Origin of the sequence: Nocardioides sp. IC4_145, from assembly GCF_011250565.1 — a bacterium.
Taxonomy (GTDB): domain Bacteria; phylum Actinomycetota; class Actinomycetes; order Propionibacteriales; family Nocardioidaceae; genus Nocardioides.
Map to the genome: position 1 here is coordinate 8,903 of NZ_JAANMS010000006.1, position 26,141 is coordinate 35,043.

Genomic DNA, 26,141 nt, shown 5'->3' on the forward strand with positions numbered 1-26,141 from the left:
CGCAGCGGCGGAGCGACGCAGAGCGACGACCTGGAAGGAGGCGGCGGGACGTGGGTGGACTCTCCCGCCTCGAGCAGCGGCTCGAGCAGATGATCTCCGGTGCGTTCGCCAAGGCCTTCCGGTCCGCGGTGCAGCCGGTGGAGATCGCGGCCGCGCTGCAGCGCGAGGTCGACAACAACGCGCAGATCCTGTCCCGTGACCGGCGGCTGGTGCCGAACGACTTCCACGTCGAGCTGTCGGCGCCGGACCTGGAGCGGCTGGCGCCGTACGACTCCGCGATGGCCGGCGAGCTGACGGCCCAGCTGCAGGACCACGCCGACAACCAGGGCTACGTCTTCCCGGGGCCGGTCAACATCGAGTTCGAGCCGGCCGAGGACCTCACGACCGGCCGGTTCCGGATCCGCAGCCGCGCGCAGGCGCGGGTCACGGGCAACGCCACGCACACCCAGGTACGCCGCGCGCGGGCCGTGCTCGAGGTCAACGGCACCACCCAGCCGCTGCACCCGCCGGGGGTGGTCGTGGGGCGCGGCACCGAGGCGGACGTGCGGATCAACGACCCCGGCGTGAGCCGGCGGCACGTCGAGTTCGGCGTGACGACCGAGCGGCGCGGCGACGAGGAGACCGTGCGGGTCGAGGTCCGCGACCTCGGCTCGACCAACGGCATGCTGGTCGACGGGCAGAAGATGGCCCGCGCGGCGCTGCACGACGGTGCCGAGGTGCGCATCGGCAACACCACCATGACGGTCCGCGTCGTCGAGGAGGACGCCTGGGATGTCTGAGCTGACGCTCTTCCTCATCCGGGTCGCCTACCTGGCCATCCTGTGGATCTTCGTGCTGTCCGCGATCTCGGTGATCCGGTCCGACATGTTCGGCGCGCGCGTGCCCGAGGCGGCCCGCGGCACCACCGAGCCGCGGGGCCGGGCCGCCAAGCGCAAGGGCAAGAACAAGCCGCCGGCCAAGCGCCGCGGCTCGCCGACCCACGTGATCGTCACCGAGGGCAGCAACGTCGGCGAGCGCGCGGAGCTGGACCAGGCGCCGATCCTCATCGGCCGCGGCACGGACGCCGCGATCCGGCTCGACGACGACTACGTCTCCACCCGGCACGCCCGGATCGCCGCCTCCGGCGACCAGTGGTTCGTCGAGGACCTCGGCTCCACCAACGGCACCTACATCGGCAGCGTGCGGATCACGCAGCCCACGACGGTCACCCTCGGCACCCAGGTGCGGATCGGGAAGACCATCCTGGAGCTGCGGAAGTGAGCCTGCGCCTGCACTGGTCGGCGATCTCCGACGTCGGCCGGGTCCGCAAGGACAACCAGGACTCGGGGTACGCCGGCCCCTGGCTGCTCACCGTGTGCGACGGCGTCGGCGGCGCGGCGCGCGGCGACATCGCCTCCAGCACGGCCGTCTCGCAGCTGCGCCGCCTCGACGAGCAGCCGACCGGCGAGCCGGAGGACCTGCTCGGGCTCGTCTCGGGCGCGTTGCACCGCGCCCACGACCGGATCAACGACCTCGTCGACGAGGACCCGACGCTCAACGGCACCAGCACCACCGCCACCGTGGCGCTCTTCGACGGCCGGCGGATCGGCCTCGGCCACGTCGGCGACAGCCGCGCCTACCTGTGGCGCGAGGGCGAGCTCTCGCAGCTCACCAAGGACCACACGTTCGTGCAGAGCCTCATCGACGAGGGCCGGATCACCGAGGCGGAGTCGCGGGTCCACCCGCACCGCAACCTGATCCTCAAGGCGCTCGGCGGCCCCGGGGACGTCGACCCCGACCTCTTCCTCATCGAGCTGGTCGCCGGCGACCGGCTGCTGCTGTGCAGCGACGGTGCCAGCGGGGTGCTCGACGACGCTCGGCTCGCCGACATCCTCGGCAGCGGCACGCCCGACTTCGCCGCGGTGGAGCTGGTGCGCGCCAGCCTCGAGGCCGGCAGCTCCGACAACGTGACCTGCATCGTCTCCGACGTCGTCACCGACGAGCAGGCCGCCGGGGACCCGGCGTACGCGGAGCTGGAGCCGATGCTCGTCGGCGCCGCCAGCGAGCTGCGCCGCAAGCCGACGCGCGGCGCGAAGCCGGGCGGCCTGTTCCGCGGGCACCGCTCCGGGGACACCGGCGAGCTCGACCCGGTGCCGGCCGACGTGCCGGACGACGTGCCGTTCGCGATCCCCTCGGACCCGATCGACCCCGAGGCCGCCCGCTACGCCCCCCGCCCGCCGCGCCGCCTGGCGTGGCTGCGCCCCGTCTTCGCGCTGCTCGTGCTCGCCGGCGTCGTCTGGGTCGCCGCGGCCGCCGCGTGGTCGTGGAGCCAGCACCAGTACTTCGTCGGCGAGGAGGGCGGCTCGGTCGTCATCTTCCGCGGCCTCAACACCGAGGTGCCGGGCGTCTCCCTGAGCGAGCCCTACGAGACCACCGACGTCGAGGTCGACCGGCTCTCGGACTTCGACGCGGGCAAGGTGCGCGCCGGCATCGAGGTCGACGGACTCGACGACGCCCGGCGCGCCGTCGACAACCTCGCCGCCAAGCAGGCGCCCGAGCAGACCACGGACTCCGCGGAGCCCGCGGGATCCACCCGCCCCGCGCCGCCGGGCCCGGGCTCCGGCGCGAGCGACGACACCGACACCGCCGTCGGACCGGAGTCGCCCTGATGGCGGCCGGCCAGCAGGGCGCGATCATGGGCTTCGTCCACCGCCGCCGGCGGGGGGCGGAGCTGTTCCTGCTCGTCCTCGCGCTCGCGGTGGGCGTCGGGGCGTACGCCGCCGTCGGCATCGGCGTCGAGGGGGAGGTCCCGGTCGACCTGCTGGGGTACGGCGGGTGGCTGGCCGGCCTGGTGGTGGCCGCGCACGTGGTGATCCGCTTCGTGGCGCCGTACGCCGACCCGGTCCTGCTGCCGGTCGTGGCGGCGCTCAACGGCCTCGGGCTGGCGGTCATCCACCGCCTGGACCTGGCCGACGGCACGACGTTCGCCCGCCAGCAGCTGACCTGGATGACGCTCGGGGTCCTGCTCTTCGTCGGCACGCTCGTCGTGCTGCGCGACCACCGGGTGCTGACCCGCTTCACCTACACCAGCGGCCTGGCGGCGATCGTGCTGCTGCTCCTGCCCCTGGTGCCCGGCCTGGGCAAGACGATCAACGGCGCTCGGATCTGGATCGGCGTCGGACCGTTCAGCTTCCAGCCCGGCGAGGTCGCGAAGGTGCTGCTCGTGGTCGCCTTCGCGGGCTACCTCGTGCTCCACCGCGACGCGCTGGCGCTGGCCGGCCGGCGGCTGCTCGTGGTCGACCTGCCCCGCGGTCGTGACCTCGGGCCGATTCTCGCCATGTGGCTGATCAGCCTCGGCATCCTCGTCTTCCAGCGCGACCTGGGCTCCAGCCTGCTGTTCTTCGGCCTCTTCCTGGTCATGCTCTACGTCGCGACCGAGCGGCCCGGGTGGCTGGTCGTCGGCTCGACGCTCTTCCTCGGCGGCGCGCTCGTCGCGTGGCGGCTCTTCGGCCACGTGCGCACCCGCGTCGACATCTGGCTCGACCCGTTCGCCTACTACGGCGAGGGCACCAGCGACCAGAGCTACCAGCTGGTCGAGTCGCTCTTCGGCATGGGCTGGGGCGGCCTGCTCGGCCGTGGCTTCGGGGAGGGCAGCCCCGACCGGATTCCCTACGCGGAGTCGGACTTCATCGTCGGCGCGATCGGCGAGGAGCTCGGCCTGACCGGCGTCATCGCGGTGCTGCTGCTCTACGGCCTCATCGTCGAGCGCGCGCTCCGCGCGGCGCTGATCTCCCGCGACGGGTTCGGCAAGCTGGTGGCCACCGGCCTCGCGAGCGTCTTCGCGCTCCAGGTCTTCGTCGTCGTCGGCGGCGTGACCCGGCTGATCCCGCTCACCGGCCTGACCACCCCCTTCCTCTCCTACGGCGGGTCCTCGCTCGTGGCGAACTGGGTGATCATCGCGCTGGTGCTGCGCATCTCCGACCTCGCCCGCCGGCCCGCGCCCTCCGTCGGCGACACCGCCGGCGACGCCGACGCGGACGCGGAGACCACCCAGGTGGTACGCCTGTCATGACGATGAACAAGCCGATCCGCACGATCTCCATCTTCTGCCTGCTGCTGTTCCTGGCGCTCATGGTCAACGCGACCTACCTGCAGTACCACGCAGCCGGCGACCTCAACGACGACCAGCGCAACCGGCGTGTGATCGACGCGGCATACTCCCGCGAGCGCGGCGCGATCCTCGTCGGGCGCGACTCGGTGGCGGTCAGCGAGCCGGCCGACGACGAGTACGAGTTCCTGCGGACCTACCCGCAGCCGTTCAAGTACGCCCCGCTCACCGGGTTCTTCTCCTACACCTACGGCGCGAGCGCGATCGAGCGCACGCAGAACGGCGTGCTCTCCGGCGAGGACTCCCGGCTGTTCGTCACCAAGCTGGTCGACCTGGTCAGCAACGACCAGTCCGAGGGCGGCAACGTCCAGCTGACGATCGACCCGGCGGCCCAGGACGCGGCGTACGCCGGGCTCACCGCGCTCGGCAAGGGCACCCGCGGGTCGGTGGTGGCGCTCCAGCCCAGCAGCGGCAAGGTGCTGGCGATGGTCTCGCTGCCGACGTACGACCCGAACAACCTGGCCTCCCACGACTTCTCCGCGGTCGCCGACACGTGGGAGCGGCTCACCGACGACCCCGGCCAGCCGCTGCTGAACCGCGCCATCCAGACCACCCTGCCGCCCGGGTCGACCTTCAAGGTCGTCACCGCCGCGGCCGCGATCGAGGCCGGGCTCTACACCGCCGAGGACCAGGTGCCGGGCGGCGCGAGCTACCAGCTCCCGCTGACCAGCGGCGAGACCGGCCTGATCGACAACGAGGGCCGCGCCTGCGGGACCGGCCGGATCCCCTTCACCCAGGCGATGGAGCAGTCCTGCAACACCACCTTCGCGGCGTTGGCCGGCGAGGTCGGTGCCGAGGGGATGCTCGAGACCGCCGAGGCGTTCGGCTTCAACAGCACCTACCTCGAGGACCTGCGCCCGCAGGCGGAGTCGGTCTACCCCGCCGACCCGGACGCCGCGCAGCTCGGCCAGACCGGCCTCGGCCAGTTCGAGGTGCGGGCGACGCCGCTGCAGATGGCGATGGTCGTCGCCGGCATCGCCAACGGGGGCGTCGTCATGCGGCCCTACGTCGTGGACGAGGTCCAGTCGGCCGACTACGAGGTGCTCGACAAGACCGAGCCCACCGAGCTGTCGCAGGCCGTGAAGCCCCAGACCGCCGACGAGGTGACCGAGCTGATGGTCTCCACCGTCGAGCGCGGCACCGCCTCGCCCGCCGCCATCCAGGGCGTCGAGGTCGCCGGCAAGACCGGCACCGCGCAGAGCGGCGACCCCGACCGGCCGCCGTACGCCTGGTTCGTCTCCTTCGCCCCCGACGAGGACGTCGCCGTCGCCGTCGTCATCGAGAACGCTGACATCTCGCGCTCCGAGATCGCCGGCGGCACCCTCGGTGGCCCCATCGCGAAGGCCGTCATGGAAGCGGTGATCCGTCAGTGACCGACCCGACCGAGGCGTTCGGCACCCCGGCTCCGTCCGGTGGGCGGTACGCCGACGACGCGCACCGCTACCGGCTGGAGAGCCGGATCGCGACCGGCGGCATGGGCGAGGTGTGGCGCGCGACGGACGGCACGCTCGGCCGCGAGGTGGCGGTCAAGCTGCTCAAGACCGAGTACGCCGACGACGCGACGTTCCGCTCCCGGTTCGAGACCGAGGCGCGGCACGCGGCGTCGCTGCACCACCCCGGCGTGGCCGCCGTCTACGACTTCGGTGAGGCCGCCCCCACCGACGGCTCCGGCGTCCCGCGTCCCTACCTCGTCATGGAGCTCGTCGACGGCCAGCCGCTCTCCGCGCTGCTGCGCGAGGGCGAGCCGCTCGACCCCGACGCGGTCCGCGACCTCGTCGTCCAGGTCGCCGACGCCGTGGGCGCCGCGCACGCGGCCGGGATCGTCCACCGCGACATCAAGCCCGCCAACCTGCTGGTGACCCCGGACCGCACGGTGAAGATCACCGACTTCGGGATCGCCCGTGCCGCCGACGGCATCGGGATGACCCAGACCGGCCAGGTGATGGGCACCCCGCAGTACCTCTCGCCCGAGCAGGCCCGCGGCAACTCCGCCACGCCGGCCTCGGACGTCTACGCCCTCGGCGTGGTCGCCTTCGAGATGCTCGCCGGGCACCGCCCGTTCCAGGCCGACTCGCCGGTCGCGACGGCGCTCGCCCACCTCAACGACCCCGTCCCGGACCTCCCGGGCTCCGTGCCGGCCGACCTGGCCTCGGTGGTGCGCCGCGCGATGGCCAAGGACCCCGCCGAGCGGTACGCCGACGCCTCGGCGCTCGCCGCGGCGCTGCGCGACCCCTCGACCGAGGTGCTCGCCCCGCCGCCGGCGTCCGCGGACGGCGCCGAGCAGACCCAGGTGATCGCCCCCGCGGTGGTCGCCACCCCCGAGCCGCCGACGCAGGCCACCGCGGTCGTCCCGGCGGCCTCGAGCGCGACCGCCGGGCTCGACCCGGACATGACCGACGGCAGCACCGGTGCCGGCGGCGCTGGGGCACGGCGTACCGGTCTGGTCGTGGCGCTGCTGGTCGCCGTCCTCGTCGTCGCGGGCGTCGTCGCGGCGATCGCGCTGAGCGGCGGCGGTGACGACGACGACCCGGTCGACACGCCGTCGGCGTCGGCGGGCACGATCACCATCGACGAGGACGACTACGTGGGCCGACCCGTCGGCGACGTGCGCCGCGACCTGGCCCGTGCCGGGCTCAAGGTGACCACCGAGGAGGTCGCCAACCCCGGCGGCGAGACCGCCGGCCTGGTCACGTCGGTCGACCCGTCCGGCCGGCTCGACGAGGGCGAGCGGGTGACCGTGCAGTACTGGGGTCCCGAGCCGGTCGTGGAGCCGACCGAGGAGCCCACCACTCCCGAGGAGCCGACCGAGGAGCCGACGACGGAGGAGCCGTCCCAGGAGCCGACGACGGAGCAGCCCACCGAGGAGCCCAGCTTCAGCGAGGAACCGACCGAGGAGCCCCCCACGTCCACGCCGCCCTCCCCCACGGCCCCGACGTCCACCTCCGCCTCACCGGCCCAGGCGAGCACCGCGCCCAGCCCCACCGACGAGGTCACCCCGTGACGGGGCCGGTGGTCGGCGGTCGCTACGAGCTGGGCGAGCTGCTCGGTCGGGGCGGCATGGCCGAGGTCCGCAAGGGCACCGACACCCGGCTCGGCCGGGTCGTCGCGGTCAAGCGGCTGCGCACCGACCTGGCCAGCGACGCGACGTTCCAGGCGCGCTTCCGCCGGGAGGCACAGTCCTCGGCCTCGCTCAACCACCCCGCGATCGTCGCGGTCTACGACACCGGCGAGGAGCTCGCGACCGACGGCTCCGGCGTCGCCCAGCCCTACATCGTCATGGAGCACGTCGCCGGGCGCACGCTGCGCGACATCCTCCGCGAGGGCCGCAAGATCCTCCCCGAGCGCGCGCTGGAGATCACCAGCGGCGTGCTCTCCGCGCTGGACTACAGCCACCGTGCCGGGATCATCCACCGCGACATCAAGCCCGGCAACGTCATGCTGACCCCGTCCGGCGACGTCAAGGTGATGGACTTCGGCATCGCCCGCGCGATCAGCGACGCCTCCTCGACGATGACCCAGACGGCGGCCGTGGTCGGCACCGCGCAGTACCTCTCCCCCGAGCAGGCCCGGGGCGAGACCGTGGACTCCCGTTCCGACGTGTACTCCGCCGGCTGCCTGCTCTACGAGCTGCTCACCGGCCGTCCGCCGTTCGTCGGCGACAGCCCGGTGGCCGTCGCCTACCAGCACGTCCGCGAGCCGGCCCGACCGCCGTCGGACCACGACCAGGACCTCCCGCCCGAGGTCGACGCGATTGTGATGAAGGCGCTGGCCAAGCGGGTCGAGGACCGGTACCAGTCCGCCGCCGCCATGCGCAGCGACATCGAGCGCTACCTCGCCGGCCGGCCCGTCCAGGCGGCCGCCGCGCCGCCGCCGGCCACGCAGGTCGTCGCGCCCGTCGCCGCGGCGCCCGCCGTGCACCAGACCGCCGTGCGCCCGCCGCTGCCGGCGGCCGACGAGGGCGGTCCCGGTCGTCGCACGGGCCTGATCGCGTTCCTCGTCGTCCTGCTGCTGGGGCTGGTCGTCGCCGGCTTCGTGCTGCTGCCACGGCTCTTCGAGTCACCGCCCGAGCAGGTGCAGGTGCCGAACCTGATCCGGCTCGGCGACGACCAGGCCCGCGCCGCGATCCGCGAGGCGGGGCTCAGCGTGGGCGACGTGTCGTTCGCCGAGAACGACACGATCCCCGCCGGCAAGGTCGCCGAGCAGCAACCCAACCGGGACCAGTACGTCGATCCCGGCACCGCCGTCGACATCGTCGTCTCCCTCGGCGAGCCGCAGGTCAGCGTGCCGTCCGTGGTCGGGCTCGGCCGCGCCGACGCCGCGGCCCAGCTGCGCGCCGCGGGGCTGCGGACCAACCAGGAGGAGACCGAGTCCGACGAGCCCGCCGGCGAGGTCGTCGCCCAGGACCCGGCTGCGGGCCAGGAGGTCGCGGAGGGCGCCACGGTCACCATCGCCTACTCCGACGGGCCCGAGGAGGTGCCCGACGTCCGCGGCCGCCGTCAGCGCGAGGCGGAGCGGATGATCACCGACGCGGGCTTCCGTGTCTCGGTCGTCCGCTCGTCCGACACCACCGAGCCGAGGGGCACGGTCATCCAGCAGAGCCCCGAGCCCGGCGAGACCCTGCCCCAGGACTCGACGGTCACCATCGTGGTGAGCACCTACGAGGAGCCGACCGAGGAGCCCTCGCCCAGCGAGACCCCCGACCCCACCGACTCCCCGACCGACCTGCCCACCGACCTGCCCTCGGTGTTCCCCTCCCGACCCGGCCGCGGCTGACCGACCCACCGGCTCCCGACGCCGGTCAGGCGATCGGCTCGGCGTACGACATCGTGAGCACGCCGTCGTACGCCGGGGCGACGACCTCGTCCTCGACCTCGAGGTCCCAGCCGACCGCGCCGCGGGCGACGGCAGCGAGGTACGCCGCGACGTAGTCGTCGCCGGCGACGCTCGCCTGCAGCACGGCGGGGTCGCCGACCGCCTCGATGACGTAGGGCTGCGGGTAGGGCACGCCGTGCAGCGTGACCGCGTTGCCCTCGCACTTGATGCCGGTGGTGGTGATGATCCGCTGGCCGGCGATGGTGATCGCCGTCGCGCCGCCGCGCCACAGGGCGTTGACCACGGCCTGGATGTCCTGCTGGTGCACGACGAACTCGTCGAAGTCGGTGCCCTCCTCCGGCTGGGCCTCGACGACCTCGCGCTCAGCGTCGGAGAGCGTGATCCGCACGCCGTCGCCCTGCTCGGCCTCGAGACCGGCCGCGTCCCGCAGCCGCTCGGCCTTGCGGCGGGCCTTGGTGACGCCGGAGTTCGGGACGGAGCCGGCGAGGCGGTCCACCTCGCTGTCGAGCGCGGCGGCCCGTTGCCGGAGCGCGTCGTACTGGTCGGCCTCCGCCTCGACGAGGGAGGCGAGGTCGGTGTAGCGACCCGGGCGCAGGTCGGTCCCGTCGCTGTTGAGGGCGCTGGCGACGAACAGGGTGCCGCTCAGCGCGACCATCACCGGCGTCCCGATCCGCCAGCCGAGCCCCGCCCTGCCGCGCGGGCGCCGCAGCCGGTCGACCCAGCGCCGCGGCGGGCGGTCCTGAGGCCGCGCGTGGGAACGGGAGGTCACGACGACTAAGGTAACCCGCGTCCCGCGACGCCTGTCCGTGGGCGAGCCGGCGCACGACCCCCAGCACCCAGCACCAGGAGAGCCCCGTGGCCAAGCAGAAGACCGAGCGTGACCCCCTCGCCCCCGTGCGAGGACCGATCTTCTCGGTGCGGTTCCTCGTCGCGCTGGTGCTGATGGTGGTCGGCATCGCGTGGATGGCCTACTTCTACGCCGCCGTGCGCGCCGACCCGACCGTCCTCGGTTCCGAGCCGGGCAGCCCGGCGTTCATGGCCGACCTCGGCGACTGGAACTACGCCATCGGCTTCGGCCTGCTGTTCTTGGGGCTGATCGTGGCCGCCCACCCGTCCACCCCGCTGGGCCGTGGGCGCGGCGTCGTGGTCGGCATGCTGGGCTGCTTCCTCATCGGCCTGCTGTGGATCTGCACGTTCTACGTCTTCAGCGACGACCTCAGCGGCATCTGGGTCTTCAACGACCTGAACCAGCTGAACCTGGTCGTAGGCATCGGCTTCATGGCCGTCGGCTTCACCTACGCCACGCGCTGGGAGTGAGCCCCGGCCGCGTCCGTGGCGCGGCCCGATCCACTGACCTCCGACCGCCGGTCGGCCTCCGGGCCGGCCGGCGGTCGTCGTCTGTCCACAGGTTCCTCCCCAGGCTGTTCCTCCACATCGGTGGAGGAACCTGTGCAGAACTACAGCGGTGTAGTTCTGCACAGGTTGCTCCACACCTGTGGACTCCCGGCTGGTTGAGGAGGTTCCGCTAGGAACCGTCTCGAAACCGGCCGAGGACGCGGGCGGGCGCCGTCGGCGGGTCTCGAGACAGGCGCTGCGCGCCTTCCTCGACCAGCCGAGGGGAGGGAGGCCAGCCGGAGGAGTCGGCTCAGGCGAGGGCGACGTACCGCGCGACGAGGGCGGCGAGCACGACGAGGGTGATCAGCGCGAGACCGCCGAGCTGGTAGGCGGTGCGGCGTGGACCTCGGGGGGAGTAGACGAGGACGAGGGCGACGAGCAGGCCGCCGACGAAGCCGCCGAGGTGGCCCTGCCAGGAGATGCCCGGCACGGCGAAGGTGATCACGACGTTGACGGCGATGAGGAGGCCGAGCTGGCGGACGTCGCCGCCGACCTTGCGGGCGAGGACGAACAGCGCGGCGAAGAGGCCGTAGACGGCGCCCGAGGCGCCGAGCGTGGCCTGGTACTCCCCGGCGAACCACAGCACGACGGCCGAGCCGGCGAGCAGGGAGAGGAAGTACAGCGCGAGGAACCGCGCCCGGCCGAGCGCCGCCTCGAGCTGCGGGCCGAGCACGTAGAGCGCGAACATGTTGAAGGCGATGTGCAGGACCTGCACGTGGGTGAACCCGCTGGTCAGCACCTGCCACAGGGCGCCGTCGACGACGCCGGGCAGGAAGGTCCCCACGCCGTCACAGCGCTCGGCGGAGACCTCGAAGCCGCCCTGGCCGGTGACGCACAGGCCGTTGGGCCGCAGGGCGAGCAGGTCGACCAGCCGGCTGGCGCCGCCACCGGTGACCAGCACGGCCACCCAGACCGCGACGTTCACCGCGATCAGGCCGATCGAGGTGCTGCCGACCTTCGTCGGCCGCAGCCCGCCGTACGCCGTGCGCCCGCTGCGCGTGGTGCGCGCGCCCTCGGCGACGCAGTCGGGGCACTGGAAGCCGACCGCCGCGTCGCGCATGCAGTCCGGGCAGATCGGGCGGCCGCACCGCTGGCAGCGGATGTGCGACTCCCGGCCGGGGTGCCGGTAGCAGACGGGCACCCCGGCCTCGGGGGCCGGCTGAGGGGACTCGGTCAACGTGTGTTCAGCAGCGGGTCAGCGGAGCTCGACGGTCTCGATGACCACGGGCTCGACGGGGCGGTCGCCCGGGCCGGTCTTCGTGGTGGCGATCGCGTCGACGACGTCGCGCGAGGCCTGGTCGGCGACCTCGCCGAAGATCGTGTGCTTGAAGTTCAGCCACGGGGTCGCGCCCACGGTGATGAAGAACTGCGAGCCGTTGGTGCCCGGGCCGGCGTTGGCCATCGCGAGCAGGTAGGGCTTGTCGAAGGTGAGCTCGGGGTGCGGCTCGTCCTTGAAGGTGTAGCCGGGGCCGCCGGTGCCGGTGCCGAGCGGGTCGCCGCCCTGGATCATGAAGCCGTCGATGACGCGGTGGAAGATCAGGCCGTCGTAGAACGGGCCGCTCCGGCCGTTGCCGGAGTCGTAGGACTTCTCGCCGGTCGCGAGGCCGGTGAAGTTCGCGACCGTCTCGGGGGCGTGGTTCGGGAAGAGGTTCAGGACGATGTCGCCCCGGTTCGTCTTCAGTACGGCCTGCTGGTCAGCCATGGAGGTCCTAACGCGTGGGGAACGGTGTCGGTACGCCGTGGCGCGGGGTTCCGATCGCGCCGCGGGTGGGTACTGCACAGAGGCGGCGGCGTGGTCCGCCGCGCCCCGTCGATCCTCGCACGTGGCGCCAACCGGCTTCCCGGGTGGCCCGGCCGTGCGGTGCGTGGTCGAATGGAAGTGACCGAACGGAAGGAAGTGACGCGATGCGTCTGCGCCAGAAGAAGTCCCTCCTCGATCAGGCCTCGGACTACGTCGACACCGTGCGCCCCCAGGTGGAGGCCGCCGTCGCCCATGCCCGCGAGGCGGTCGAGGAGTTCGTCGAGACGACCGCACGCCCCGCGATCGAGGACGCCCGGGTCAAGGCGGGACCGGCCCTGGCCGACGCCAAGGTCCGGGCCGCCACGAGCATCCACGAGGCTCGCGAGAAGGCCGCGCCGGTGATCGCCGACGCCCGGGAGAAGGCCGGCCCCGCGCTCGCCGACGCGAAGGCGAAGGCCGCTCCGCTGGTCGCCGCGGGCGCCGCGGTCGCCGGTGAGAAGGCCGCCGCGGTGCGGACCGCCGCCGAGGGCAAGGTCGCCGCGCTCAAGGGCGAGCCCCCGAAGAAGAAGCGGAGCAAGGTCAAGACCCTGCTGGTCGTCGCGGGCGTCGCCGGTGTCGTCGGCGTGGTCGCCAAGCGGCTCCAGGGCGGCAGCACCAGCGACAACTGGCAGTCCTCCTACGTCCCGAGCCCCCCGCCCGCGACGACGACGACGTCCACCACGGCCACCACCACGACCGCCGCTGCGCCGGTCGGTGACGCCACGGCCGCGACGCCGCTGGCCGACGAGGTCGCCGAGGACATCGCCGGCGCCTCGCCCGACGAGGCGATCGCCGACGCCGCCGAGGCGCCGCACCCGGTGACCACGCCGGAGGACCCGGCCGAGGTCACCGACATCGACGACCGGAAGTAGCGCACCGGCCCGCACGGAGCAGCGGGTCCTGCAGCGTCACCCGGACCGGCCGGAGGAGAGATCCTCCGGCCGGTTCTGCTCCACCCAGGCGTCGATCTCCTCCCACCAGCCGTAGAGCCAGTCGATGCGTGCCTCCCGGTCCGCCGGGATCTCGGCCCGCGGCACCTGCCACCACCGCATGGTGATCCGCTTGTCCATCGGCAGCGCCCGCCAGACGTCCGCGACGCCGTGCAGGTGGTCCAGGCCGGTGTGGGCGACCAGCACCACGTCCGCCTCCGGAGCCGCGTCGAGCGCGGCCAGCAGCCCGCCGGGCCGAGGCGCCAGCACGTGGGTCATCCGCTCGGCGCGGTCGGCCATCGCGGCGAGGCCGAGCCGGCGCAGCCGCTCGATGGCCCGGCTGCGGCGCTGCTCGGTGAAGTTGCCCCCCTCGGGGAAGATCACGAACGCGTCGTTCTCGTCCAGGCCCGTGGCCAGGGCCGCGATCTGCTCGTCGACGTCCGCTCCCGGCCGGCCGGGGGTGATGAACCGGGCCGGGATCCGGTTGAGCAGCACGTCGATCGCCGGGTCCCACGCGAGCGTGTCCTTCAGGACGACGCGCGGCTCGCGGGCGTACCAGTGCATGAGCGCGTGGATGAGCGTGAACGAGTCGCCCGGGCCGGCGTGCCGGCAGCACACGACGATGGGCACGCCGGGGTGCGCGTCCGGCGTCGGGCCGTCGGTGGCGATGGTCAGCCGCAGCACGCGCCGGGCCTCGCGGAAGAAGACCCACATGACGCCCTGCACCAGGTCGTAGTGGATCCCTTCCCAGTACGCCGTGCGCAGCCGCCGACCCAGGCCGCTCGCGAGCCACATGCCCAGCAGCACGAGCAGCAGCAGCGCCTCGGTCGTCAGGTAGAGGATCACCACCCAGGCCAGGCGGACCACCCGCAGCCGGCCCGGCACCACCGAGGACAGCAGCGCTGCTCCCACCAGCCACAGCGGCAGCGTGATCCACAGGAACGCCGCGAGCGCGATGACCGCGGGGGCGAGCACGAGCCGTCGGACCAGCCAGGTCAGCACCCTCACCGCGGGCCGGGCCTTCAGGAGCCGAGGTGCTGGTCGAGGTAGTCCACGCACGCATCGTAGGTGCGGTCGATCCGCTCCTGGACGCTCGCGAAGTCGGTGGCGGCGCGCCACGTGTCGTCGCGGGCGGAGGTCCCGCGGGCGGGCAGGACGTGCGCCTCGATCCCCGGCGGCAGCTCCTGGAGCTCGCGGTGGAAGCGGTGGCGCCGGGCGATCTCGAACGACACCCGCGCGACCTCCCAGGGCCGGCGCGGGACCCGCAGCGGCCGGTCGATGCGACCGACCTGGAGCACGAAGACCCGGTCCGCGCCGAGCTGCACCGCCCGGGCCAGCGGGATGGAGTTGACGATGCCGCCGTCGAGGTAGTGCTCGTCGCCGACCCGGGCCGGCGGCAGCAGGCCGGGCACGGCCGCGCTCGCGACGACCGCGTCGACGACGCGACCGGCGTCGAACCAGTGCTCCGCGGCCCGCTCGATGCTCGCGGCGCACACCTGGAAGCGCACGGGCAGCTCCTCGAAGGTCACCTCGCCGAGCTCGTCGACGAGCCGCTGCTTGAGCGGACCGGCCGACCACAGGTGGGTGCCGGTGGACACGGCTCGCCGCACCGTGCGCAGCGGCCGGTCGCCGTACACCTCGCGCGGCGCCTGGCGCGCGTCCTCCCACAGCCGGGTCATCCGCTCGATGACCGACAGGGTCGGCTCGCGGGCGACCAGGGCCCCGTTGAGCGCGCCGATGCTGGTGCCGAGCACCAGGTCGGGCGTGATGCCGCGCTCGAGCAGCGCCCGGAGCATGCCGACCTCGACCGCCCCGAGCACTCCCCCGCCGCCGAGGACGAACGCGGTGCTGGTCATCTCGGGTCGGCGGTCCGGCTCGATCAGCCGGCCACCGGCTCGCCGAGCTGGGCGCGGACCCGCTCGGTGGCGCGGCGCTCGGCCCAGAAGCTCAGGACCGGGATCGTCCCGCAGAGCAGGGTCACCAACGTGAACTGGAGGTCCCACTCGGCCCGGCGGGCCAGCAGGAACGCCATGATCAGGAAGATCATGTAGAGCCAGCCGTGGGCGACACCGAGGTACTCGGTGATCGCGTTGCCGAGCTCCTGGGCGCCCGACCCGGCGGCGAAGAGGTCGGGGGTGCTGCCGAAGATGCCCCACATGCCGGTGCCGTCGAAGTTGGCCAGCGGCACGCCCACCAGGCACAGCACGATGAGGAGCACGCCGACGACGGTGGCCATGAAGCGGTAGCGGGTCAGCGCGCTGTTGAGACCGGGGTCGGTGCGCTCGTCGTCGTCGATCACGACCTCGACGGTACCGCCTCGTCGGCGGCCTCCTCCGCGCGCTCGGCGGCGATCGCGATGTCGCGTGACCAGCGCCACCAGATGAAGACGGCGAAGGCGCCGAAGACGAACCACTCGATGCCGTAGAGGAAGTTCTTCAGGCCCGTGAAGGCCGACGCCTCCGTCACCTGCTCGACCTCGGCGGTCGCCAGCCCGTCCAGCGGCTCGGTGGCGATGCCGAAGGCGCCGTACAGGTCCTGGTCGACGTGCTGGATCAGGTCGGCGGTGCGGACCTGGGGCAGCACGTCGTCGGTGCGGTCGGGGTCGACGGCATTGGTGCCCTCGGTCGCCTGGAGGTACGCCGTGAGCTCGGCCGGCCCCGGAGCCGGCTCGGGCGCGTCCGGGGTCGCCGACCAGCCGCGGACGACGTACACCGCGGAGCCGCCGCCCCCGTCGACCTCGAGCGGGGTGACGACCCAGTAGCCGTCCTCGCCGTCGTGCTCGCGGCCCTCGACGTAGACCGTCCCGGTGGGCACCCAGGTGCCGCTCATCTCGACCGGGTGGCCGAGCTTGGCGGCCGGGAACGGGTCGTCGGGGCCGATCACGTCGACCAGCGGGACCGGCTCGACGTCGCTGAAGTCGGCCGTCTCCGCCTCGCGGTGCGCCTGCCAGGAGTCGAGCTGCCACAGGCCCAGCCGACCGGCCAGCAGCACCAGCGCCACCGCGAGCAGGTGCCCGCCCCAGTAGCGCGGGTGGAGGGCGGCAAGCACCTCTCCAGACTACGGCGTGACCCCCGTCGCACCGCCCCCACCGTTGGTCGAGCAGCGAGCGCCGGCGGCCCTCAGTCGGCGCAGGCGGCGAAGGGCGCGACCCGGTCGCGGACGAGGGAAGCGCCGACGACGGGGTCGACGAGGCGGTAGCCCACGCGGCCGGTCGAGGGGTCGGCCACGCCGTCGCGGAAGCCGTCGGTGAAGGCCGTGCCCCGGGCCGGCCAGGTCTCCCCCAGCCGCAGCCGGGCGAAGGCGTCCGAGCGCCGCTCGCCGAGCCGGGCGGTGGCCAGGCCGCCCTGGAGCGCCATCGACCACGCCTCGAGCCCGTCGAGGCCGGCGGTGTCGACGCCGGCCGGCGCCTCGACGCAGCCGCGCTCGACGTACGTCGCGTCAGCCGGCGACCCGACCAGCGCAGCGAGCGCGGGCTCGGCCGCCCACGACCCGGTCCCGTCGTCGACCGCACCGGAGACCACCAGGCTGTCCTCGGCCCGGACCTCGGCGCCGGCCAGGATGCCGACCCGGTCCCGCACGGCGCGCTGCACGACGGCCATGTCGATGCCGAGCCGGAACGACAGCACCCAGCCGGCCCCGTCGGGACCGTCGAACCGCGCCTCCCAGCGCACGTCGTCCTGGGTGAAGCCGTAGTCGCGGGAGAGCCGCTCCTCGACCGGACGCAGCAGGCCCGGGGTGAGCAGCGGCGCCTGCCGCTCGGCACGTGCCCAGAACCGTGCCCGCTCCGCAGGAGGTGCCTGCCCGGTCAGCGCGGCGACGCCGAGCTGCAGGCGCACCCGCTCGAGGTCGGTCACCGACAGCGACGTCGCCGACGCCGGCACCAGCGGCAGCACGGCGGCCGCGGCCTCGTCCCGCACGTCGAACTCCGGGACGGCCGTCGTGCTGGGCGCCGGCGCCGGAGCAGGCGCGGGCGTGTCCTCGGTGCAGGCCGCGAGGGAGGAGAGGAGCAGGGCTGCGGCGACGCCCGCGGCGAGCCTGCTGGTCTTCGGTGACATCGGTGTGGAGCCTAGGGGACTCGAACCCCTAACCCCCTGCTTGCAAAGCAGGTGCGCTACCAATTGCGCCAAGGCCCCGTGCGCGCCCGGGGCGCGGCGTTCGGGAGGAGCGGACGGCTCAGGAGGAGGCGCGGACGCTGTCGGTCGCCTCGGCCCACAGCGCCTGCTCGTGCTGGCCCTCGTCGTACTTCTTCTTCGCGATGACCGCGCCGACGGCGGCCAGGGCGAGGAGGACGATCTTCTTCATCGGGTGACCTCCGGTGCGCGGCGGGCGGTGCGGCTGGTGCAGCCAGGTGGGTGGGCCTAACAGGACTTGAACCTGTGACCTCTTCCTTATCAGGGAAGCGCTCTAACCGTCTGAGCTATAGGCCCGCTCCGGCACGGGGCCGGGGCGGTCGCTGGCGCGACCGAGGGGAAACACTAGCCGACCCCCCGCGGCGCCCCCAAAACGGGGGCCGCGGGGGGTCGCTGATCAGTTCTGGTCCTCCGCGAGGGTGACCTCGACGCCGCCGAGCAGCGCGGCCGCCATGTTGTAGAGGAAGGCGCCGAGCGTCGCGACCGCGGTCAGGAGCACCACGTCGATCGCCGCGACCAGCATGGTGAAGCCCAGCACGCGGGAGGTGCCCAGGTAGTTCTCGATGTCGAAGTCGCCGCCGTCCTCGCCACCGACGACGTCCTGGACGGTGCGGTTGATCGAGTCCCACACGTCGGCCGCGCCGAGCACCGACCAGATCATGAAGACCGAGACGACCGTCACGACCGCGAACGCGATGGAGAGCAGGAACGCCGTCTTCATGACCGACCACGGGTCGACCCGGGTCAGGCGCAGCCGGGCCCGCCGCGGACCTCGCCCGCTCGTCGCCGCGGCGCTCGTCCGGCCGGCCGGCGCGGGGCCGGACCCGGCGTTGGCGCGGTGCTCGTCGGCGGCGCTCGAGAGCTTCGCCTGGAGGCGTTCGCCGAGGCCTGGGCGTACGGCGGTCTCCTCGGTGGAGCGGTCGGACATCAGTCCTCACCCTCGCCTTCGTCGGTGGCGTCGGTCGGCTCGATTGTTGCACCCGGGCCGGAATCGGCCGTCTCCTCGGACTCCACGTCCTGCTCGAGGTCGGCGGTCTCCACGGCAGCGGCTTCGACGGCGGGGTCCTCGGTGACGGCCTGGACGACCTCCTGAGCAGCGGCGTCGGCGGCCTCGGCCACCTCCTCCTCGACGCGGGCCTCGCCGGAGCGGGCGACCACCGCGACCGCGTCGCCGGACTTCGGCGTCACGAACTTCACGCCCATCGTCGACCGGCCGGTGGGGCGGAACTGGTCGTTGATGGGGCTGCGGACGACCTGGCCCTTCTCGGTGATCGAGAGGATCTCGTCGCCGTCCTCGACGATGAACGCGCCGACCAGGCCGCCGCGCTCCTCGTTGGCCAGCGACATCGCCTTGATGCCCAGGCCGCCGCGGGACTGCAGGCGGTACTCGTTGATCCGGGTGCGCTTGGCGAAGCCGCCGTCGGTGATGGTGAAGACGTACTGCGGCTTGACCTCCTCGACCTGCTCGGCGGTCGCCTCCACCGCGGCGGAGTCCTCGGCCTGCTCGCTGAGGCCGGCGGCCTCCTCGGCGGCCACCTGCGCGGCACGGATGACCGACAGCGAGAGCAGCGAGTCGCCCTCGCGGAACTTCATGCCCGAGACGCCGGAGGTCGCGCGGCCCATCGGCCGCAGCTGGGCGTCGTCGGCACGGAACCGGATCGCCTGGCCCTTGCGGGAGACCAGCAGGATGTCGTCCTCGGCGTTGACCAGCTCCGCGCCGATCAGCTCGTCGTCGTCCTCGCGGAAGTTGATCGCGATGACGCCGGCCTGCCGGGGGCTGTTGTAGTCGCCGAGGCGCGTCTTCTTGACCAGGCCGTTGCGGGTCGCCAGCACGAGGTACGGCGCCTGCTCGTAGTCGCGGATCGCGAGCACCTGGGCGATCGACTCGTCGGGCTGGAAGCTCAGCAGCCCGGCCACGTGGCCGCCCTTGGCGTCGCGGGACGCCTCGGGCAGGTTGTAGGCCTTGGTCCGGTAGACCCGGCCCGCGGTGGTGAAGAACAGCAGCCAGTGGTGGTTGGTCGTCGCGATGAAGTGCTCGACCACGTCGTCGCCGCGCAGCGAGGCGCCGCGCACGCCCTTGCCGCCGCGCTTCTGCGTGCGGTACTGGTCCGCGCGGGTCCGCTTGGCGTAGCCACCCCGGGTGATGGAGACGACGAGGTCCTCGTCGGGGATGAGGTCCTCCATGGAGAGGTCCCCGTCGGCCGCGATGATCTGGGTGCGCCGGTCGTCGCCGTACTTCTCCACGATCTCGGCGAGCTCGTCGCTGACGATCTGCCGCTGGCGCGTGACGTTGGCGAGGATGTCGTTGAGGTCGGCGATGGTGCGCTCGATCTCGGCGAGCTCGTCGATGATCTTCTGGCGCTCGAGCGCGGCGAGCCGCCGCAGCTGCATGTTGAGGATCGCGTCGGCCTGCAGCTCGTCGATGGCGAGCAGCTCGATGAGGCCCTGGCGGGCGTCGTCGACCTCCGGCGAGCGCCGGATCAGCGCGATGACCTCGTCGAGCATGTCGAGGGCCTTGACCAGGCCGCGCAGGATGTGGGCGCGCTCCTCGGCCTTGCGCAGGCGGTACTCCGTGCGGCGCCGGATGACCTCGACCTGGTGCTCGACCCAGTTGCTGATGAACTGGTCGATGCTCAGCGTGCGGGGCACACCGTCGACGAGCGCGAGCATGTTGGCGCTGAAGTTGGTCTGCAGCTCGGTGTGCTTGAGCAGGTTGTTGAGCACCACGCGGGCGACCGCGTCGCGCTTGAGCACCACGACCAGCCGCTGGCCGGTGCGGTCGGAGGTGTCGTCGCGGACGTCCGCGATCCCCTGCACGCGCCCGGAGTCGGCGAGCTCGGCGATCTTCAGCGCGAGGTTGTCGGGGTTGACCATGTAGGGCAGCTCGGTGATCACCAAGCAGGTGCGACCGCCCTGGTCCTCGTCGACCTCGATGACCGCGCGCTGGGTGACCGACCCGCGGCCGGTGCGGTAGGCCTGCTCGATGCCCTGGTGGCCCACGATGAGCGCGCCGTTGGGGAAGTCGGGGCCCTTGATCCGCTCGATCAGGGCGTCCTGCAGCTCCTCGCGGCTGGCGTCGGGGTGCTCCAGCGCCCACCGGGCACCGTCGGCGACCTCGCGCAGGTTGTGCGGCGGGATGTTGGTCGCCATGCCGACCGCGATGCCGGCCGAGCCGTTGACCAGCAGGTTCGGGATGCGGGAGGGCAGGACGACGGGCTCCTGGGAGCGGCCGTCGTAGTTGGGCTGGAAGTCGACGGTCTCCTCGTCGATGTCGCGGACCATCTCCAGCGCCAGGGGCGCCATCCGGCACTCGGTGTACCGCATCGCCGCGGCCGCGTCGTTGCCTGGCGAGCCGAAGTTGCCCTGGCCCTGGATCATCGGCGCGCGCATCACCCACGGCTGCGCCAGGCGGACGAGGGTGTCGTAGATCGCGGTGTCGCCGTGCGGGTGGTACTGACCCATGACGTCGCCGACGACGCGCGAGCACTTCGAGAAGCCGCGGTCGGGGCGGTAGCCGCCGTCGTACATCGCGTAGAGCACCCGGCGGTGCACCGGCTTGAGCCCGTCGCGGACGTCGGGCAGCGCGCGGCCGACGATGACGGCCATCGCGTAGTCGATGTAGGCGCGCTGCATCGAGGTCTGCAGCTCGACCGGCTCGATGCGGCCGCCGGGGCCCGGGGTGGTCGGTCCGCCGCCGTCGGTGGGCGTCTCGGTCACGATTGCTCTCTCTCGCTGGTTCTACCGGATGTCTAGGGCTCGCTCTAGAAAGGCCCAGAAAGGGCCAGAGCGCCTAGATGTCCAGGAATCGGACGTCCTTGGCGTTGCGCTGGATGAAGGAACGGCGCTGCTCGACGTCCTCGCCCATGAGGATCGAGAAGATCTCGTCGGCCTGGGCGGCGTCGTCCAGCGTGACCTGCAGCATCAGCCGCTGGTCGGGGTCCATCGTGGTCTCCCACAGCTCCTTGGCGTTCATCTCGCCCAGACCCTTGTAGCGCTGGACCGGGTTCTCCTTGGGCAGCTTCTTGCCGGCCTCGAGGCCCGCCGCCAGCAGCGCGTCGCGCTCGGCGTCGGAGTAGACGAACTCGTGCTCGTGCGGCTTGTTCCAGCGCAGCCGGTACAGCGGCGGCTGCGCCATGTACACGTGGCCGTGGTCGATGAGCGGCTTCATGAACCGGAACAGCAGCGTCAGCAGCAGCGTGTTGATGTGGTGGCCGTCGACGTCCGCGTCGGCCATCAGCACCACCTTGTGGTAGCGCAGCTTCGCCAGGTCGAAGTCCTCCTGGATGCCGGTGCCGAGCGCGGAGATGATCGACTGCACCTCCTGGTTGCCCAGGATCCGGTCGATGCGCGCCTTCTCGACGTTGAGGATCTTGCCGCGGATCGGGAGGATCGCCTGGATCCGCGGGTCGCGGCCCTGCCGGGCCGAGCCGCCCGCGGAGTCGCCCTCGACGATGAAGACCTCGCACTCGGCGGGGTTGGTCGACTGGCAGTCCGAGAGCTTGCCGGGCAGGCCGGCCTTGCCGAGCAGGCCCTTGCGGTCACGCGCGAGGTCGCGGGCCTTGCGGGCGGCGTTGCGCGCCTGCGCCGCAGCCTGCGCCTTGCGGATGATCTCGCGGCCCTCCGTCGGGTTCTGCTCGAACCACGCGCCGAGCTGGTCGTTGACGACGCGCTGGGTGAAGCCCTTGGCCTCCGTGTTGCCGAGCTTGCCCTTGGTCTGGCCCTCGAACTGCGGCTCGGCGAGCTTGATCGAGATGATCGCGGTCAGGCCCTCGCGAATGTCCTCGCCCTTGACGCGGTCCTCGGCCTTCTTCATCAGGCCCCAGTCCTCGCCCCAGGAGTTGACCAATGAGGTGAGCGCCGCGCGGAAGCCCTCCTCGTGCGTGCCGCCCTCGGCGGTGTTGATCGCGTTGGCGAAGGTGTGGACCGACTCGTTGTAGGTGTCGGTCCACTGCATCGCGACCTCGAGCGACATGTGGTTCTCGACCTCGGCCGGCGACTCGGCCTCGAAGGAGATGACCGTGGGGTTCGAGGCGGTCCGGGTGCGGTTGAGGTGCGCGACGAAGTCGACGAGGCCCCGGTCGTACTTGAACACCTGCTCGAGCGCGCCACCGGACTTCTGCGGGGCGTCGGCAGCGCCGTCGACGGCGTCCGCGACCGTGTCGTCCTCGACCGCCTCGGCGACGGCCTCGGCGCCCTGGCGCTCGTCGCGCACGACGATCTCCAGGCCCTTGTTGAGGAAGGCCATCTCCCGGATCCGGGAGGTGATGGTCTCCAGGGAGTACGTCGTGGTCTCGAAGATCTCGGGGCTGGCCCACCAGGTGATGGTCGTGCCGGTGCGCTCGCCCTCCTCCATCGGCCGCACCTGCTCGAGCGGCCCCTGGGGCACGCCGAGGAGGAAGGTCTGGCGCCACAGGTGACCGCGGTTGCGGACCTCGGCGACCAGGCGGGTCGACAGCGCGTTCACGACCGAGACGCCGACGCCGTGCAGACCGCCGGAGACCTTGTAGCCGCCGCCACCGAACTTGCCGCCCGCGTGCAGGACGGTCAGCGCCAGCGTCAGGGCGGGGAGCTCCTGCCCGGCGGCGGTGTCGGTGGGGATGCCGCGGCCGTTGTCCTCCACGCGCATCGCGCCGTCGGCGCACAGCGTGACGACGATGCGGTCGCAGTAGCCGGCCATCCGCTCGTCGACCGCGTTGTCCACGATCTCCCAGATCAGGTGGTGCAGGCCGCGCTCACCGGTCGAGCCGATGTACATGCCCGGCCGCTTGCGCACCGCCTCGAGGCCCTCCAGGACCTGGATGGCGGAGGCGTCGTAGTCGGCCTCGACGCGGGAGGAGGACAGCACCGCCGCGACCTGCTCGGCCTGGGCCTCGGGATGTGCCGCGGCCTGCTGCTCTGCCTCGGACTGGGCGGGGGAGAGACTCTCCTCGGACACGTCCACCTTCTTCTCGGGCGATCGGGCGGGCCGCCCTGGAACGAGGGCCCGGCACGGAACGGGTCGCGCGCACGCGACCCGTCGGCCATGGTACCGCCTGGCGGGCCGCCAGCCACGCGACGAGCCGTGGCGCGGGGGCGTCCGGTCCGCGCGCGAGCCCCTAGGCGGCTCGCAACCGGCACCAGGAGCCGCGACCAGGGGGTCGGACAGGGACGGGTACGGCTCCGGGGCTCCCAGATCGCCAGAACGTCAGCCGTAGGTGTCGCGAGGTCCGCGACCGTCGCGGGCCGAGCGCGGGCCCTTCTTCCAGGTCGGTCCGTGCGGTCCCAGCACCTCGATCACGGTGACCGTGCCGTGCCCGAGGTCCTCGTTGAGCCGGCGCACGACCGCCGGCGCGAGCAGCCGCAGCTGGGTGGCCCACGCGGTCGAGTCGGTGCGCACGACCAGCCGGCCCTCCTCGAAGGACTCCGGTGTGCAGTGCGCCGCGACGTCGTCGCCCACGAGCTCGGCCCAGCGCCCGAAGACGCCGTGCACCCGCAGGTCGAGCTCCCACCCGCGCTCGGCGACCAGCCGACCGAGCGTGCTGTCGATCAGCTGGGGGTCGCGGTCGTCGGGGTGCGAGCCGGTGACCCGGGTCCCGCGCGGTCGCTCCGTCCACGGCCGGCGGCGCCGGGCGCGCGGGGTGGAGCCCGCGGTGGCGCGGGTCAGGGCCCGGGCGAGGTCGAGGCCGTCGTCGCGGTGCTCGGGGTCGGGGTCGTCGGAGTGGTCGAGGTCGTCGGGGGTCGCGGCAGGCGCGTCCGGCTCGTCAGTCATCGCGGCGTACCTCACCTCCGGCGACGGTGAACCGGGCGCCGGCCAGCGCCTCGGGCACGTCCGCGCCGACCGCGGCGGTCACCAGGACCTGCTCGGCGCCGGCCACCAGCTCGGCCAGCTGCGCGCGCCGCTCGGTGTCGAGCTCGGCGAAGACGTCGTCGAGCACCAGGATCGGGTCGTCGCCGTCGGCGCGCAACAGGTCGTACGACGCCAGGCGCAGCGCCAGCGCGAAGGACCAGGACTCGCCGTGCGACGCGTACCCCTTGACCGGGAGCTTCTGCTCGCCGCCGCCCTGGGCGAGGGTGAGCAGCAGGTCGTCGCGGTGCGGCCCGACGAGCGAGATGCCCCGGTCGATCTCGTCGCCGCGCCGGCGCTCGACCTCCGCGAGCAGCCGCTCGCCCAGCGCGGCGGCGTCGCGCGCGTCGCCGAGGTCGAAGGAGGGGCGGTACTCGATCTCGGCGTCGTCGCGGCCCGCGCCGCGGGCGACGGTCTCGTAGGCCTTGCCGACGTACGGCGCCAGCCGCTCCACCAGGCCGAGCCGGGCCGCCAGCAGCTCGGCGCCGGTCCGCGCCAGGTTGTCGTCCCACACCGCGAGGGTCGCGAGCGCGGCCTCCTGCGACGAGCTGCCCCGGCGGGCCGCTCCGATCGTCTTGAGCAGCGAGTTGCGCTGCTTCAGCACCCGGTCGTAGTCCGAGCGCACGCCGGCCAGGCGCGGCGCGCGCAGCACCAGCAGGTCGTCGAGGAACCGCCGGCGGTCCGAGGGGTCGCCCTTGACCAGGGTGAGGTCCTCGGGGGAGAAGACGACCGTGCGCACCAGGCCGACCAGCTCGCGGGCGCGGGGGAGCGGCGAGCGGTTGATCCGCGCGCGGTTGGAGCGGCCGGGGTTGATCTCGACCTCGAGCACCGCGGTCCGTCCGTCGCGCACCACCGCCGCGCGGACGACGGCCTGGTCGGCACCCGCCCGCACGAGCGGGGCGTCGCTGGCGACCCGGTGCGAGCTGAGCCGGGAGAGGTAGTCCACCGCCTCGACCAGGTTGGTCTTGCCCTGACCGTTGCGGCCGACGAACGCCGTGACGCCCGGGCCGAGCTCGACGTCGACGGAGGCGTAGGAGCGGAAGTCGTGCAGGGTGAGGTGGGAGACGTGCACCGTGGGTCGGCTAGCTCTCCGCGGGCGCCGAGCCGTCGCCGGAGCCGGCCTGCTGCGCCGACCCGGACTGGTCCGGCGTACCGCTCTCCGCCGGGGTGCCGGCCGCGTCGCCGCCCTTGGGCGCGGCGGTCTGCATGGCGTGGCCGCCGAACTGGTTGCGCATCGCCGCGACCGCCTTCATCGCGGGCGAGTCGTCCTGGCGGGAGACGAACCGGGCGTAGAGCGCGGCGGTGATCGCCGGCGTCGCGACGGCGTGCTCGATGCCGGCCTCCACCGTCCACCGACCCTCGCCGGAGTCCTCGGCGTAGCCGCGGATCCCCTCGAGGCCCGGCTCGTCGTCCAGCGCGGCGACCAGCAGGTCGAGCAGCCAGGACCGGATGACCGTGCCCTCGCGCCACGAGCGCATCACCTCGGTGACGTTCTCGACCATGTCGACCTTGTCGAGCAGCTCCCAGCCCTCGGCGTAGGACTGCATCATCGCGTACTCGATGCCGTTGTGGACCATCTTCGAGAAGTGGCCGGCGCCCACCTTGCCGGCGTGCACCGACCCGAACTCGCCCTCCGGCTTGAGCGCGTCGAAGATCGGCTGGGCCTTCGCGACGTCGTCGGCGTCACCGCCGTACATCAGCGCGTAGCCGTTCTCCAGGCCCCAGACGCCACCGGAGACGCCGCAGTCGACGAAGCCGATGCCCTTCTCGGCGAGCCGCTCGGCGTGGGCCAGGTCGTCGGTCCAGCGCGAGTTGCCGCCGTCGATGACCAGGTCGCCCTCGCCGAGCAGGCCGGCCAGCTCGGCCACGGTCGCGTGCGTCGGGTCACCGGCCGGCACCATCACCCACACGACCTTGGGGGAGGGCAGCCGGGAGACCATGTCCTCGAGCGAGTCGGCGTCGCTGACGTCCGGGTTCCGGTCGTAGCCGACGACGGTGTGGCCGGCGCGGCGCAGGCGCTCGCGCATGTTGCCGCCCATCTTGCCGAGGCCGACGAGTCCGAGGTCCATCTGCTTCCTCCTGTGAGGGCTGTGGGGGTCAGGCC

Annotated in this window: 23 protein-coding genes, 2 tRNA genes and 1 pseudogene; 9 read left to right on the forward strand and 17 right to left on the reverse strand. The window is 73.0% G+C overall.

The genetic code is table 11. The features are described 5' to 3' along the window. Window positions 1-50 precede the first annotated feature (50 nt). From G6553_RS04425 to pknB, 7 genes are read left to right on the forward strand one after another with little or no spacing between them, the layout of a single operon-like run. Complete coding sequence (locus G6553_RS04425) at window positions 51-779, forward strand: FHA domain-containing protein (RefSeq protein ID WP_166189533.1); 729 nt, start codon at window positions 51-53, stop codon at window positions 777-779. Beyond that, window positions 772-1,260, forward strand: coding sequence for an FHA domain-containing protein (locus tag G6553_RS04430; RefSeq protein ID WP_166189535.1), 489 nt, complete (start codon window positions 772-774; stop codon window positions 1,258-1,260). Before G6553_RS04425 ends, G6553_RS04430 begins: the two co-directional genes overlap by 8 nt. Next, the gene (locus tag G6553_RS04435; protein WP_166189537.1) at window positions 1,257-2,648 is read left to right on the forward strand and encodes a protein phosphatase 2C domain-containing protein; all 1,392 of its coding nucleotides are present in this window, start codon (window positions 1,257-1,259) and stop codon (window positions 2,646-2,648) included. The genes G6553_RS04430 and G6553_RS04435 overlap by 4 nt, the downstream gene beginning before the upstream one ends. Then, the gene (locus G6553_RS04440; protein WP_166189539.1) at window positions 2,648-4,051 is read left to right on the forward strand and encodes an FtsW/RodA/SpoVE family cell cycle protein; all 1,404 of its coding nucleotides are present in this window, start codon (window positions 2,648-2,650) and stop codon (window positions 4,049-4,051) included. The genes G6553_RS04435 and G6553_RS04440 overlap by 1 nt, the downstream gene beginning before the upstream one ends. Beyond that, window positions 4,048-5,520 (forward strand): penicillin-binding protein 2, encoded by a 1,473-nt coding sequence (locus tag G6553_RS04445; protein ID WP_242679984.1) that lies wholly within the window; start codon window positions 4,048-4,050, stop codon window positions 5,518-5,520. The genes G6553_RS04440 and G6553_RS04445 overlap by 4 nt, the downstream gene beginning before the upstream one ends. Further along, the gene (locus G6553_RS04450) at window positions 5,517-7,148 is read left to right on the forward strand and encodes a serine/threonine protein kinase (protein ID WP_166189541.1); all 1,632 of its coding nucleotides are present in this window, start codon (window positions 5,517-5,519) and stop codon (window positions 7,146-7,148) included. Before G6553_RS04445 ends, G6553_RS04450 begins: the two co-directional genes overlap by 4 nt. Beyond that, window positions 7,145-8,920: a Stk1 family PASTA domain-containing Ser/Thr kinase gene (pknB, locus tag G6553_RS04455; protein WP_207619354.1), complete on the forward strand. Its 1,776-nt coding sequence runs from the start codon at window positions 7,145-7,147 to the stop codon at window positions 8,918-8,920. The genes G6553_RS04450 and pknB overlap by 4 nt, the downstream gene beginning before the upstream one ends. Before the next feature lie 25 nt (window positions 8,921-8,945). Here the strand turns inward: pknB and G6553_RS04460 are convergent, their stop codons facing one another. Beyond that, on the reverse strand, window positions 8,946-9,749 hold the full coding sequence (locus tag G6553_RS04460) for a DUF881 domain-containing protein (protein ID WP_347565484.1): 804 nt from the start codon (window positions 9,747-9,749) through the stop codon (window positions 8,946-8,948). 86 nt (window positions 9,750-9,835) lie between these two features. On the opposite strand from G6553_RS04460, the gene G6553_RS22020 reads away from it, so the two are divergent. Next, window positions 9,836-10,297: a cell division protein CrgA gene (locus G6553_RS22020; RefSeq protein ID WP_166189542.1), complete on the forward strand. Its 462-nt coding sequence runs from the start codon at window positions 9,836-9,838 to the stop codon at window positions 10,295-10,297. Between the two features lie 328 nt (window positions 10,298-10,625). Here the strand turns inward: G6553_RS22020 and G6553_RS04470 are convergent, their stop codons facing one another. Both G6553_RS04470 and G6553_RS04475 read right to left on the reverse strand, forming a co-directional pair. Further along, window positions 10,626-11,552, reverse strand: coding sequence for a rhomboid family intramembrane serine protease (locus G6553_RS04470; protein ID WP_242679985.1), 927 nt, complete (start codon window positions 11,550-11,552; stop codon window positions 10,626-10,628). Between the two features lie 18 nt (window positions 11,553-11,570). Then, window positions 11,571-12,077, reverse strand: coding sequence for a peptidylprolyl isomerase (locus G6553_RS04475; protein WP_166189544.1), 507 nt, complete (start codon window positions 12,075-12,077; stop codon window positions 11,571-11,573). 203 nt (window positions 12,078-12,280) lie between these two features. Here G6553_RS04475 and G6553_RS04480 point away from each other — a divergent pair, with 203 nt between their 5' ends. Next, window positions 12,281-13,027 carry a hypothetical protein gene (locus G6553_RS04480; RefSeq protein ID WP_166189546.1) on the forward strand — a complete coding sequence of 249 codons (747 nt, stop codon included), beginning with the start codon at window positions 12,281-12,283 and terminating at the stop codon, window positions 13,025-13,027. Window positions 13,028-13,063: 36 nt separating this feature from the next. Here G6553_RS04480 and G6553_RS04485 read toward each other — a convergent pair whose 3' ends face one another. From G6553_RS04485 to gnd, 14 genes and pseudogenes are all read right to left on the reverse strand, one after another. Next, window positions 13,064-14,092: a 1-acyl-sn-glycerol-3-phosphate acyltransferase gene (locus G6553_RS04485; protein ID WP_347565485.1), complete on the reverse strand. Its 1,029-nt coding sequence runs from the start codon at window positions 14,090-14,092 to the stop codon at window positions 13,064-13,066. A gap of 14 nt (window positions 14,093-14,106) precedes the next feature. After that, window positions 14,107-14,940 carry a patatin-like phospholipase family protein gene (locus G6553_RS04490; RefSeq protein WP_166189547.1) on the reverse strand — a complete coding sequence of 278 codons (834 nt, stop codon included), beginning with the start codon at window positions 14,938-14,940 and terminating at the stop codon, window positions 14,107-14,109. 23 nt (window positions 14,941-14,963) lie between these two features. Beyond that, the gene (locus tag G6553_RS04495) at window positions 14,964-15,383 is read right to left on the reverse strand and encodes a DUF3817 domain-containing protein (RefSeq protein WP_347565486.1); all 420 of its coding nucleotides are present in this window, start codon (window positions 15,381-15,383) and stop codon (window positions 14,964-14,966) included. Further along, entirely contained in the window at window positions 15,380-16,132 is a 753-nt protein-coding gene (locus G6553_RS04500) for an SURF1 family protein (protein WP_166189549.1), read from the reverse strand. The genes G6553_RS04495 and G6553_RS04500 overlap by 4 nt, the downstream gene beginning before the upstream one ends. 71 nt (window positions 16,133-16,203) lie before the next feature. Then, on the reverse strand, window positions 16,204-17,139 hold the full coding sequence (locus G6553_RS04505) for a hypothetical protein (RefSeq protein ID WP_166189551.1): 936 nt from the start codon (window positions 17,137-17,139) through the stop codon (window positions 16,204-16,206). A gap of 5 nt (window positions 17,140-17,144) precedes the next feature. After that, window positions 17,145-17,217: transfer RNA gene (locus tag G6553_RS04510), tRNA-Ala, on the reverse strand. A 40-nt stretch (window positions 17,218-17,257) separates the two neighbouring features. Continuing rightward, entirely contained in the window at window positions 17,258-17,386 is a 129-nt protein-coding gene (locus tag G6553_RS20920) for a DLW-39 family protein (RefSeq protein ID WP_242679986.1), read from the reverse strand. Between the two features lie 51 nt (window positions 17,387-17,437). Then, window positions 17,438-17,511: transfer RNA gene (locus G6553_RS04515), tRNA-Ile, on the reverse strand. A 100-nt stretch (window positions 17,512-17,611) separates the two neighbouring features. Next, a complete protein-coding gene (locus G6553_RS04520; RefSeq protein WP_166189553.1) occupies window positions 17,612-18,142 on the reverse strand; it encodes a DUF3566 domain-containing protein in 531 nt (176 codons plus the stop codon). Beyond that, window positions 18,142-20,931: a DNA gyrase subunit A gene (gene gyrA, locus G6553_RS04525; protein ID WP_166189555.1), complete on the reverse strand. Its 2,790-nt coding sequence runs from the start codon at window positions 20,929-20,931 to the stop codon at window positions 18,142-18,144. The genes G6553_RS04520 and gyrA overlap by 1 nt, the downstream gene beginning before the upstream one ends. 73 nt (window positions 20,932-21,004) lie before the next feature. Continuing rightward, window positions 21,005-23,059 (reverse strand): DNA topoisomerase (ATP-hydrolyzing) subunit B, encoded by a 2,055-nt coding sequence (gyrB, locus tag G6553_RS04530; protein ID WP_347565503.1) that lies wholly within the window; start codon window positions 23,057-23,059, stop codon window positions 21,005-21,007. A gap of 339 nt (window positions 23,060-23,398) precedes the next feature. Continuing rightward, window positions 23,399-23,962 (reverse strand): DciA family protein, encoded by a 564-nt coding sequence (locus G6553_RS04535; protein ID WP_166189558.1) that lies wholly within the window; start codon window positions 23,960-23,962, stop codon window positions 23,399-23,401. Beyond that, window positions 23,955-25,109: a DNA replication/repair protein RecF gene (recF, locus tag G6553_RS04540; protein ID WP_166189560.1), complete on the reverse strand. Its 1,155-nt coding sequence runs from the start codon at window positions 25,107-25,109 to the stop codon at window positions 23,955-23,957. Before recF ends, G6553_RS04535 begins: the two co-directional genes overlap by 8 nt. A 10-nt stretch (window positions 25,110-25,119) precedes the next feature. Continuing rightward, a pseudogene (gnd, locus tag G6553_RS04545) lies at window positions 25,120-26,121 on the reverse strand (phosphogluconate dehydrogenase (NAD(+)-dependent, decarboxylating)); the annotation flags it as partial. Window positions 26,122-26,141: the final 20 nt, after the last annotated feature.